This window comes from Bacillus luti (assembly GCF_009739945.1).
In the GTDB taxonomy this organism is placed as follows: Bacteria; Bacillota; Bacilli; order Bacillales; family Bacillaceae_G; genus Bacillus_A; species Bacillus_A luti.
In genome coordinates, this window is sequence record NZ_CP040336.1 from 3,844,988 (window position 1) to 3,856,264 (window position 11,277).

Below are 11,277 nucleotides of genomic sequence, written 5' to 3' on the forward strand. Positions count from 1 at the left end.
CTGTAGCAGCAATTATGACCGATAATTAGGGAGGAATTACACTTGTACAAAGATAAGACAGACGCACTGGACCAAGAATGGATTGATTTAATACTTGAAGCTCTAGATGCTGGTATCGCCCTGCAAGATATTGAACACTTTTTCCAACGTATGAAGCCATCAAGTCATGCTCAATAGCTTTGTTCTTTTTAACGAAGTTTATGCTATAATAATGTTATAATAATGACATCATAAGACGACTACATATTGATAGAAAGGTGCGCAAATATGATTGGAGAACGTATAAAACGCCTTCGTTTACAAAAAGGCATTTCATTAACTGAACTTGCCGAAAAAGCTGGTGTTGCTAAATCTTACATTAGTTCGATAGAACGAAATTTGCAAAAAAACCCTTCCATTCAGTTTCTTGAAAAAATCGCAGCAGTTCTACAAATTCCAGTTGATACTTTACTTCATGATGAAACAACAAAGGAAGCTAATCTAGACTCCGAATGGACACAGCTCGTCAAAGATGCGATGAACTCCGGTGTCTCCAAAGAACAATTTCGTGAATTTCTTGAATTTACAAAATGGAAGCAAGATCACAAATAATACATAGAAAGAAGTGCTTACAACCGGCACTTCTTTTTCTTTATAAAAAAAAGCGGGGGATACCCGCTTTTTTATTATCTTTCTTCGCCATCTTTTTGCTTAGCATTAAATGTCCATTCTAAGTTTAATGAATCACCTTGGAATTTATTTTGATCCTCTTCATTCTCTACGAACTCAAATTCCACCCATAAGTAATCTTGATCACCAGCTGCTAAACCACCGTTTTCTGACCACTCAGGAGCAAAGATTTCTTTCGCTACTACATCTGGACTTTCATCTTTTAAGTCTGCTAATGTTGTTTCATATACAGGCTGACTTCCTTTATCCCAATTCCAAATGAATTTCACATTAATGTGCTTAGCAAAATCTTCTCCTGCGTTATCGTTTTTAGCATCCGTTACATCATACTTTGTCAATAGTTTAATCTCTTTAATATCTAACGTGCCATCGTTCTTTAATAAGAACTCTTTCTTAACAGAATCCCCTGGTTTTAAATCTTTAATATCTACAAGCGTTTTAGGGTTTAATGTAAGATCTAACGTCCCAGCTGCAAATGTATTGTTTGATACTTCTTTATCGCTAAAGAATGCAAATGTTCCTCCACCAATTAAAGATAACCCCAATGCCGCTGATGCAACTCCCATACCTAATTTCTTTTTCAGACTCACAATCAATTCCCCCTAGCTGTTTTTTGTATTTTTATATTGTTATCTCTTATTTCGAAATAAGAGGTGTAACTAAAAATAGATTGGTATAAATAATGTTTGTTCTTTTTTAAAAACCTTAAGTTCATTATAACGAACAAAACTGTATAAATACAACACATATTTATTAATATTTTCAGTTATTTTTATTTCTCAATATTATTCTGATTTTTCTGTTTATGTAAACACATAGACAATAAGTGCGAGGGCAAATACTCCCTCACACTCCTATGTATCTTTCTGTTGCATGAGCTCACTGCTCAGGATGTTTAGCTGTTTCTACTTGCTTTTGTGCGTCTGCTTTTTTCTGATCCTCTATTTTCTTCTGTTCTTCTGCTTTTTTCTGCTCTTCTATTTTCTTCTGCTCTTCTACTTTCTTCTGTTCTTCTGCTTTTTTCTGCTCTTCTGCCTTTTTCTGATCCTCTATTTTCTTCTGCTCTTCTGCTTTTTTCTGCTCTTCTGCCTTTTTCTGATCCTCTATTTTCTTCTGTTCTTCTATTTTCTTCTGCTCTTCTGCTTTTTTCTCTGCATCTATCGCATCTTTTAATTGTTTATCAAGAGCCTGAATTTGTTCATCAATCACTTGTAAACTAATTTCTTTCTCAATATAATCACGCTTATCTTTTATACTATGAAAGCCTTCATTCACATATAAAGCTACTTGCTGAATTGACTTACTTTTATTCACTTTTAATTCTTCCTGTATTTGATTGTAAGGACCTTCTATTTCAGTATATACATTTTGCAAGGCTTCCTTCTCAGAAACAATTTTCTCACGCCCTTGTTTCCATATAGTAATTGCCTGTTCTATTTCTTTAATAGAAGTTACTGCTAATTTCTCCTTCATCGCTCCATACTCACGCTCAATAAACTGTTTATGTTGCTCAGCCTGCTCTTTAAACGTATTTACTGTTTTCGGAAATATAATTGCTGTAGAAAGGGTCGCTTCTACTTTCGTTTCATGAATGAATGCCGCTTCTGTATGCGTCATAATTTGAGATCCTAAATAAAACGTAATAGAGCACATACACGGCAATATAAGCATCTTTTTTAAATTACGCGGTCTTTTCAGCATCTTAATCTCTCCCATCGAACGTTACGTTCTTTATACAGAACACTATCTTTATTATAATAAAGAACTATACAAAATGATAGCTATATACTAGAAAAATAGAAAAAGGACTATCTATTTGATAGCCCTTTATTATTATCTTTCTTCACCTGCTGTTTGTTGTGCCTCAAACGTCCAATTTAATTGTAACTTATCGCCTTGGAATTGATTTTGATCTTTTCCATTATCAACAAACTCGAATTTCACTTTGAACGTATCAGACTTACCTGCTGAAATACCTTTTTCATCCAAAATCCAAGCTAATAAATCGTTATCAACCGCTGTAAGTGTATCCTTCTTCAATTTATCTAATGTAGTTTTCTTAACAATAGTCTCCTGCTTATCTACATTTCTTAAGAACGTTACTTCAATATGTTTACCGAAATCATCGTTATTATCTTTTTTCGTATCCTCTACAGTATAGTCTGTTTTTAGTAGAACCTTTTTAATATTTAAAGAACCTTTATTTTCTAGTTTAAATTCCTTTTCAATTTTATCCCCAGGTTTTAAATTTGATACATCCACTACTGCTTTTGGGTTTGCCACTAAATCAAGTGTACCCGCCGCAAATGTATTGTTTGACACTTCTTTGTCACTGAAAAATGCAAATGTTCCTCCACCAACTAATGCTGCCCCTAACATTGCTGATGCGATACCCATCCCTAATTTTTTCTTTAAAGTCATGTCCATATCCCCTTATTCTATATATTTGTCAACTTCCTAACCGGAAAGTATAACCAAACGAACTAGACGGATTGCTCTACCTTTTTCTCTTTCTTTTCTCCGTCAATACTGCGAATCGCACTAAAAATAGAAATCGCGGAATAGCCTAATAAAAAGACTCCTGGAATAATAAGAAGCAAAGCAGCTCCAGCCTTTGAACTAGCATAATTTAATGCATATCCTGCATAAGGAACTGTAATATCTGCATATTTTCCAATTACATTCTCCGCAAGTACTGGTTCTAAATCTGGACCGTTATTGTTATCCCCTTTTGTTTCATACATGACTTTTCCATTTGTATCTTTCACACCGATAATACGGTGAGTGATAATTTTTTGATCTTTCTCTTTAAAGGTAATCACATCACCTTTTTGATATTTAGAACCATCTTTCTTTGGCTCTATCGCAATGATTGATCCTGTTAAAAAAGTCGGTTCCATCGATCCTGATAACACTGATTTAAATTGATACCCCATCACCGTCGGATCCCCACCACTCGCTTTTGACGAAATAACCACAAAAGCTAAAAAAACCATCAATGCAAATAAAACAAATGAGATAGCGTTGCTAATAATCTTCCAAACGAATTTCATAGTCTCTCTTCCTCTCCGTTGTTTTATATTTGTTTAAGTATGCAAAACCTCTTATGTTCTTTAACAAGAACATAAGTAAATGATATAACGAACTTTATATAATTGCAATAAGAAAATTTACAATTATTAGTTAATTTTCTTTTTAATCATAGGAATAAGACTGTGACGAAATTTCTTCACAGTCCTCATGCTTTTTTTACTTTTCTTCTGATTTTATCCCTTGTCTATTTCGGCGCAACACTACGTATAAAATGGCTCCCAATAACACAATCGCGCCTATCCCAACACTTATCACTTTCACATTTGATTCCTTTACTTCCGGCGCAACTGTATCCTTTTTAGGCATCGCAAAAGTAACATCTTCCTTTGAAAGAACATTTATCGTCGCAATTGTTTGATTATTTTTCGTAATATCAACTGCACCAACTACCTCACCACGATGGATCCCCTTATGATACAAAGAGTCTTTATCTAATGAAGCTGCTCGGAAAATAGTTCTCACATTTTTCCCTTCATCTTTCTTAAGCATAAGCTCTGCACTTTTTTCAAGTTCGCTATCAATATCTTTATTTAAATAGGTTGTCTTTTGATGCCAACTCTGTTTATCTAGCACCGTTTGCTTCACAAATTGACCAAAAGAATACTCCGCCATCTGCTTTAAATCTTCATAAATTTCAGGTCTTTGAGAAGCCATTACTACATTTATAATACGATTTCCATCTTTCTCATTTAATAAAACAAGTGTATTACGCGCTTCATTCGTAAATCCCGTCTTACCACCCATGCTGTATGGATTTTCAAAATAAGTAGATTTATTAAAAATAGAAACTGTCTGCCTAGATGTCGTAACACTTATTCTTTTCGTATTCATCGCTTGCAAAATCTCAGGATACTTTTGCACACCTCTCGTAATCATAGCCATATCATACGGCGTCGTATAATGATTTGGATCATGTAATCCATTTGGTGTTACAAAATGACTATCTGTCGCCCCTAATTGCTTCGCCTTTTCATTCATCATATTAGCGAAATTCTCAACGCTCCCGCCAATATGCTCCGCAATCGCAAACGATACATCATTCGCACTCAGCACCATTAAAATCATAAGTGCAGTATTGCGGTCAATCGTCTCACCAGGCTGAAACTCAATTTGATAATTACTCTTCTCCTGATCTAACGCTAATTGCGAAAACGTAAATTGATCCTCAGGCTTCGTATGCTCCATAAGTAAAATTGCTGTTAACACTTTCGTCATACTAGCAGGAAATGCACGATGACGTGCGTTTTTGTCATACAACATATCTCCCGTTTTCGCATCAACCGTAGCTGCAAACTGACTAAAAACATTTGGTCCTTCCGCAGGTGGTGGTGCTACTTGTTCTGGATTCACTCCAATATTCGTCTCAGCGTGTAATGTCATAGGTGTCAAAAAAAATAAACAAATAACTGTAATAAAAGCCAAAATCTTCTTAAAATTTACCATATGACTCTCCCTTTTCAATTTACTCCCCTAACAAAAATATGAATCTACCAATCTCTATGTAATTTGTATTAAATTGGAAGAACATTAACTATTTTTTACTATATCATACTTTTACGATAGAGAACATAAATATACAATAAAAATAAGAAGGAATTACTCTTTCTTATCCTTCTCATCAATCAACGAATCTATTAAATTTTGACTAGCTTCCTCGGGCGTAATCTCATCCGTCATCCCCATAAACGACCAACCTTTAGAATCGACCCACTCAACAAACTCTTGCAAAAACTCATCATGTGTAACATCCACATCAAGAATCGAACCATTAATCGAAATCGTTCTATTTCTAGACACACGCATCTTGAACGTTTTTCTCACCATTACAATAATTCTCCCTCTACTCCTGAATATTTATAAAATAATCTTGTATCTCTGTTATACATGATTTTAAGTAAATTGTAAAAAGGATATATTGGCCAATTTGGATATTAAAAATGGAAATCTCTTATCCTACATAATCCTCGTGCGATATACAAATGGTCATACATTACTAAATAGATCCTTAAATGTGTACAGTTTTAAACATAATAAAGTTGTTTAAAAAACGCTGGTCATGTTATTCAACAATTGGACCGTTTAGTTAAGTAAGGAATTATAGCCTTTTGGAAGATATCATGTAAAATAGTATAATTTGAATAAGGGAACTAAGGCAGCTCCATTTAGCTGGACTCTTACATTGTAGACTTAGAGACTGATGCGGAATTTACTATTTGCTTCCTATTTCTATACATAATATCACTGGAAAGAAGGTCGTACTGTGAAAACAACAGAAAATTTTACTGACAAGGCCGATATATATGCGAAATATCGCCCTAGTTATCCTAAAGAATATATTGATTATTTGCTTTCGGCTAACGAACTGAATGAGGATCAGATTGTGGCCGATATTGGTTCAGGTACGGGGATATTTAGCCACCAGCTGCTTGAAAGTGGTTTACATGTTATTGGTGTTGAGCCAAATGATGACATGAGAAAGATGGCAGAGCAATCGTTAAAACGATATCCTCTTTTTAAATCAATAAAAGCAACTGCCGAAAATACCACTTTAAAAGAACATAGTGTGGATTTAGTAACTGTTGCTCAAGCATTTCATTGGTTTGATAAAGAAGCTTTCAAAATCGAATGCCAACGAATTTTGAAACAAAAGGCAAATGTTACTCTTGTTTGGAATAGTAGAGATGTAACTAGTCCGATTATTAAAGAGAATGCAGAAATTTGCCAGAAGACCTGCCCGAATTTCAAAGGATTTAGCGGTGGAATCGAGGAAACACCAGAAATTTTTAACAGCTTTTTTAAAGATGGAAAGTATGAGTTTAAAGAATATCAAAATGATTTACTTTTTGATTATGAAGGTTTTTTGGGAAGGAATTTATCAGCGTCCTATGCTCCGAAAGAAAATGACGAAGAGTATAAAAACTTTGTTCTCCTCCTATCAGAGTTATTCGAAAAATACAGTAAGAACGGAAAAATTGTTCTCCCAAACTTAACACGAAGTTATATGGGCAATGTGTAAACAGCCGGACATAAAGTGAAACTTTAATCAGCCCTCACCAATCGGGCACGATCATTGAATAAACCTTAGCTATATTGGTATATGTTGAGTACAATGAAATACACTATATCGAAAATTAAGCGAGCATACTCCTGTCCTAAATTCAGAACGGGGGTATGCTTGTTTCGTGTGATGAAATTTAATAGTTTTATTATCTTTTTACAAAAAACTCACATTTTATCACTTCAAATACACTTGACTGTCGTACAATAAAATGGAACATATTAGAAAACAACTTAAAATAAGGAGGAAATCCATGGCGTGTTGTACATATTGTAAAACGAAGTGGAAAGTAAAAGAGGTTTGGTCGATACTCACGACATTTGAAAAAGATTGTCCATATTGCTTTGGAAGGCAATATTTATCAAAGAAAACAGTGAACGCTATGCCAGAACTTATAAGCTTACCTTTACACTTCTTATTCCCTTTTCTAGTTGATTTGAGTGATGAGGGGCCTTTGGATTGGTATCGGAAGCCATAACACCTCAGTATCTTCTATTTATTAAACATAAAAACATACATACTAATACACCTCTAAAATAAAGACTATTTTCTATTACACTACCTCTTCAAAAACTTACTACACGAAAAATATTGTAAATTTTCAGTTAATTATATATAATTACTTTAACTTAATGATTAAAAGTGCAAATACATAATCATTTTTGAAGATCCCGTAGCTCAGCAGGGAGAGCGCCACCTTGACAGGGTGGAGGTCGTGAGTTCGAGCCTCTCCGGGGTCATAAATCCTAATAGTATCAAGGATTTTGAGAATATTCTCAAAATCTAAAACTGTGGAGGCCTCCATCAGACACCACGAGTTTAAAAGAGGAATACTTCTAGTCAGCTAATCAAGCTGACTTAGAGGTATTCCTCTTTTTTGTTTGCTGAGGCAGGAAGCTATCTAGATATACCTCTGTTGGTACTTTACTCAAAAATGAGTATATCAAGACGGGATTTTAACTATACAGCGACCTTTCTTATAAACGTTTAATCTACGATTCATAAGTAAATGGCTACACTTATTGTGACCGAGAGAAAATAATAGCTAAGAATATATAATACGGAATGAAATTCATTAATTGGTTCACCGTGGAAAATATTACTCTTCAAAAAGTTCATTAATTACAGCAAAGACTTGATCATTAATATGAGAGAATCCATTAATATATAAGTCCTCCAATATTGAGTAAATAACCTCCTGACTTGACCATGGTGGTACCTCTCTACTGTCACTATACAATTTAACCCACTTTTTAGTGTTAGCTCTTGGAGATAAATCGCTCCATTCTCCCGTCTTATCTTTTTTAATAAAATTCACTAACTCATCTCTATTCGATACCTTTAAGGATTTTTGTAAAAAATTCACTGGACCTAGCTCAACATGAAGGGTTATTTTATCCCCCTCCTTAATAAAGAAGTATGCAAAAGGAACTGGTGATTTCCATTTATTGCTACTCAGCTTTTTATCTTGTTCTTGATAAATTGTTACAGGAGCAAACCAGAATTCTGTCTTTCCTTTAGTGAATCCATATTCATGTACAATTTCATTTTTATTTTCATTAAAAACATCTTGGTTATCCTGTTCAGAATAGGTGCTCAGAAATCTTTTATACGCCTTTTGAAAGTAAAAATACGGAACTGTTTTCATGTGATCCCGAATAGTTTTTAGTGCTTCAAATTCTAATTCAGTAAAAATATTTTTATAATTTTCTAAACTCTCTATAATTAATTTATATTTTCCATATAAATCTTGTCCATATTTAATAATTTCATCATCTAAATAGAGATGTTTACTTATAATGTCCTTATAATCTTTAATAAAATTACAAATGCGGTTTGATACCTCAAAATTGTTATTCTCAATGGCTCTTAATAAATTAGAAATAGCATAGAGGATATTTCCATAAGATAAAACCATATACCAATCATCTTCTTCCTTTGGAACATCACCAAATAATGTTAAAAGAAAGGGATAATAAGTATATTGTGATTGTGGATACTTAGTTTCTATCGCTTTTCGGTAGCTAGTTAATTGACCTGACCTCTGGGAAGCGTTTACTTTGTTTTCAATAACAATTACAAATTTATTTTTATCTGAGACACCCACAATATCAATTTTTTTTTGGTTTTCCTCCACAATCCATTCTGTATATATCCTAATATCAGAAATATCTATCCCTTGAAAATCATCTACGTATTTTTTAATAACATTACCTAATAGATGCTTTGAAAAAAAATTAGATAATTCATGACCTGCGCTAGGATCTAACAACCACGCAATTACCCTAGAATGCCTTATTTCATAATCCGAAATTCCAATAATGTTAAATGGATTTTCATAAAGGTATTTAATTAGATTTTTAAAACTTTCTTCTCTTTTAATATTAGTGACCATTTGCATATATATCCCCCTTATACTATATAGCCATCATTTTTAATGATTAGGAAACTTTTAACCTTAAAAATATTAAATTAACTAATTTCATTCTCATAGACATTTAAGGGCTGGCTGTCCGTTCATAAATCATTTCATTTTATTATCAAAAGACTCATTTCTAGTACACGGATTAATGAAAATTCAGTTTTCTCCCCAGATATAGAGCTACTGTCGCATACGAGTCTCCTCTTCACCTTATAATACTTTCAACATCGGCCTTACTACCCTATACTCCTCACTATAAGGCTCCTTTATAATTAAAGCTGAGTGAGGATCTTTTTCTTCTTCTCTCATTGTGAATACTTCTGTTTTTTCTTGTAATGTGTTGGATTCACTATTTTTAGTAGGTCTTTTACTTAGTTTGATTTTCTTTGTTACTTCTCCAAGTTTTTGGTCAATTTCTTCTGCTTCGGCAGGTTCATCCGTAACGTAGTACTCCCGTTCCTCCCATACTAACATAGGTGGCACTGGTTCTCGTTTAGTGCATATCATATAAGTAATACTAGCTACAAGTAGTAGACAAGTTAATATAAAGAAGATAGTTTTTTTATTCATATACTATTCTCCTTACCCATCATTTTATCGGATTATATAATATAGCATATAGATAGTAAATGGTTTTTATGGTAATTTTTGTTTTGTTATCAAAAAGAAAAACCTTACCGAAGTAAGGTTCCATTTTTCAATTTTACAGTGATTGCGTTATTAAAACGATCATGACGATAATCGCTATAAACATAACAACTAAACAGCCGATCATTTTATAAAATCCTCTTTTCGTTAACGTCCCGCCTTGCACGTCTTTACGAATAAATAAGAATACGGCTAAAAATAATACAAGCCCAATGCCAAAAGCATACATCATTTGCATATGTTAATCTTCCTTTCTCTATTACATCTTAATATCTTTTCGATAAAACAACAAATGAGATAAAGACGATACTCATTGTGAGTGCCATAAGTATGTTCAATAGTTCAGTAGCAGATAGTGTAATTACGTTTAAGTTTAAGCCAATAGAGAAAAGAAGATAATATGCTGTTAATGCAAAAAAGCTGAAGAATATCCCTTTATAACGAATGAGTTTCATGCGCTCGTCTTTTTCTTTAAATTGTGGGTGTAAATAGCTTAAGCAAAAACACATGATCATCATCGCAAGCAATGTATACGTCGGAGCTGGCGGTGCAGAATGCGTCATTATACCTGTTAATATCATAAATCCACTCATAAATAGAAAAATAATTCCCATAATAACAAAGTACTTTTGTGAATAATTCATCCCTATTCCCCCTCTTCTTTCCCTTCATAAATGAATACGTGTTCTATCGTTGTTTGAAATGTTTTCGCTATTTCAAATGCTAGCGGAAGTGATGGATCGTATTTCCCTTTTTCAATTGAGATAATGGTTTGCCTGGAAACTCCGAGTTTCTCAGCCAATTTTTCTTGAGATAGTCCAAATTTTTTTCGGTATTCGACCATTTTATTTTCCAAGGAAATTTCTCCCTCTTTCCTTATATCGAATATAAATGTAAAGGTAACTTTACATTTATTCCATTTGTTTTTCACACTATTTATATAGAAGAAACTTTTCAATTTCAACACGTCTATTTTGAAACGAAACATGGAACAATGTATATATCCGTTACTATATCCCCTCCCGATTTTTAGGGGAATTTAATATCTCCATATTTGTTTTATCCTTTTAAAATATTTCATTCTCCTCTTTATTCCATGAAATGCGTTATTAGTTTTACGGTGTTTTTCGGCATATTGATAGAAACTAACGGATTATGAAGCATTTTTTATGTTTAGCCACTTTTTTTGTAGAAATCCTTCATTTTCCTTTCGTTATTTAACACTATCGAAATAAAGTTTACGATAAATTCATAATTTTTTATTTTTTATACTATATTCCGTTGTATTGTTGTATAATATCAATGAAAGCGCTTATTATTTCAATATACATAATTCGAACTACATTTTATCGAAACATTCTAACTATTATGCCTATATTTAAATGCA

The 11,277-nt window shown here is 33.2% G+C and carries 15 protein-coding genes and 1 tRNA gene; 5 read left to right on the forward strand and 11 right to left on the reverse strand.

Annotated features, from left to right (window positions below):
* The first annotated feature begins 42 nt into the window (after positions 1 to 42).
* Positions 43 to 177: an anti-repressor SinI family protein gene (locus tag EUC40_RS19500; RefSeq protein ID WP_000276216.1), complete on the forward strand. Its 135-nt coding sequence runs from the start codon at positions 43 to 45 to the stop codon at positions 175 to 177.
* A 90-nt stretch (positions 178 to 267) separates the two neighbouring features.
* A complete protein-coding gene (locus tag EUC40_RS19505) occupies positions 268 to 591 on the forward strand; it encodes a helix-turn-helix domain-containing protein (protein ID WP_000578876.1) in 324 nt (107 codons plus the stop codon).
* Positions 592 to 665: 74 nt separating this feature from the next.
* On the opposite strand, the gene EUC40_RS19510 is transcribed toward EUC40_RS19505, so the two are convergent.
* From EUC40_RS19510 to EUC40_RS19535, 6 genes are all read right to left on the reverse strand, one after another.
* A complete protein-coding gene (locus EUC40_RS19510; protein WP_156576311.1) occupies positions 666 to 1,259 on the reverse strand; it encodes a CalY family protein in 594 nt (197 codons plus the stop codon).
* A 289-nt stretch (positions 1,260 to 1,548) separates the two neighbouring features.
* The gene (locus EUC40_RS19515; protein WP_156576312.1) at positions 1,549 to 2,385 is read right to left on the reverse strand and encodes a DUF4047 domain-containing protein; all 837 of its coding nucleotides are present in this window, start codon (positions 2,383 to 2,385) and stop codon (positions 1,549 to 1,551) included.
* A 117-nt stretch (positions 2,386 to 2,502) separates the two neighbouring features.
* Positions 2,503 to 3,090 carry a TasA family protein gene (locus tag EUC40_RS19520; protein ID WP_071709923.1) on the reverse strand — a complete coding sequence of 196 codons (588 nt, stop codon included), beginning with the start codon at positions 3,088 to 3,090 and terminating at the stop codon, positions 2,503 to 2,505.
* A 62-nt stretch (positions 3,091 to 3,152) separates the two neighbouring features.
* The gene (gene sipW, locus EUC40_RS19525; RefSeq protein WP_071709924.1) at positions 3,153 to 3,722 is read right to left on the reverse strand and encodes a signal peptidase I SipW; all 570 of its coding nucleotides are present in this window, start codon (positions 3,720 to 3,722) and stop codon (positions 3,153 to 3,155) included.
* Positions 3,723 to 3,918: 196 nt separating this feature from the next.
* The gene (locus EUC40_RS19530) at positions 3,919 to 5,205 is read right to left on the reverse strand and encodes a D-alanyl-D-alanine carboxypeptidase family protein (RefSeq protein ID WP_156576313.1); all 1,287 of its coding nucleotides are present in this window, start codon (positions 5,203 to 5,205) and stop codon (positions 3,919 to 3,921) included.
* Positions 5,206 to 5,358: 153 nt separating this feature from the next.
* A complete protein-coding gene (locus EUC40_RS19535; RefSeq protein WP_000251865.1) occupies positions 5,359 to 5,586 on the reverse strand; it encodes a hypothetical protein in 228 nt (75 codons plus the stop codon).
* A gap of 436 nt (positions 5,587 to 6,022) precedes the next feature.
* Here EUC40_RS19535 and EUC40_RS19540 point away from each other — a divergent pair, with 436 nt between their 5' ends.
* The 3 genes from EUC40_RS19540 to EUC40_RS19550 all read left to right on the forward strand — a co-directional run bounded on the left by EUC40_RS19540 (position 6,023) and on the right by EUC40_RS19550 (position 7,560).
* Entirely contained in the window at positions 6,023 to 6,778 is a 756-nt protein-coding gene (locus EUC40_RS19540) for a class I SAM-dependent methyltransferase (RefSeq protein WP_156576314.1), read from the forward strand.
* A 295-nt stretch (positions 6,779 to 7,073) separates the two neighbouring features.
* Complete coding sequence (locus tag EUC40_RS19545; protein ID WP_156576315.1) at positions 7,074 to 7,298, forward strand: hypothetical protein; 225 nt, start codon at positions 7,074 to 7,076, stop codon at positions 7,296 to 7,298.
* Between the two features lie 189 nt (positions 7,299 to 7,487).
* Positions 7,488 to 7,560: transfer RNA gene (locus EUC40_RS19550), tRNA-Val, on the forward strand.
* 359 nt (positions 7,561 to 7,919) lie between these two features.
* On the opposite strand, the gene EUC40_RS19555 is transcribed toward EUC40_RS19550, so the two are convergent.
* From EUC40_RS19555 to EUC40_RS19575, 5 genes are all read right to left on the reverse strand, one after another.
* Positions 7,920 to 9,221, reverse strand: a complete 1,302-nt coding sequence (locus EUC40_RS19555) for a PDDEXK-like family protein (protein ID WP_156576316.1) — start codon at positions 9,219 to 9,221, stop codon at positions 7,920 to 7,922.
* Between the two features lie 231 nt (positions 9,222 to 9,452).
* Positions 9,453 to 9,812 carry a hypothetical protein gene (locus EUC40_RS19560; protein WP_156576317.1) on the reverse strand — a complete coding sequence of 120 codons (360 nt, stop codon included), beginning with the start codon at positions 9,810 to 9,812 and terminating at the stop codon, positions 9,453 to 9,455.
* Positions 9,813 to 9,945: 133 nt separating this feature from the next.
* Entirely contained in the window at positions 9,946 to 10,128 is a 183-nt protein-coding gene (locus tag EUC40_RS19565; protein WP_001178304.1) for a DUF3976 domain-containing protein, read from the reverse strand.
* A gap of 28 nt (positions 10,129 to 10,156) precedes the next feature.
* Entirely contained in the window at positions 10,157 to 10,534 is a 378-nt protein-coding gene (locus EUC40_RS19570; RefSeq protein ID WP_156576318.1) for a permease, read from the reverse strand.
* Between the two features lie 2 nt (positions 10,535 to 10,536).
* Positions 10,537 to 10,746, reverse strand: coding sequence for a helix-turn-helix transcriptional regulator (locus EUC40_RS19575; protein WP_000428506.1), 210 nt, complete (start codon positions 10,744 to 10,746; stop codon positions 10,537 to 10,539).
* Between the last annotated feature and the right edge of the window lie 531 nt (positions 10,747 to 11,277).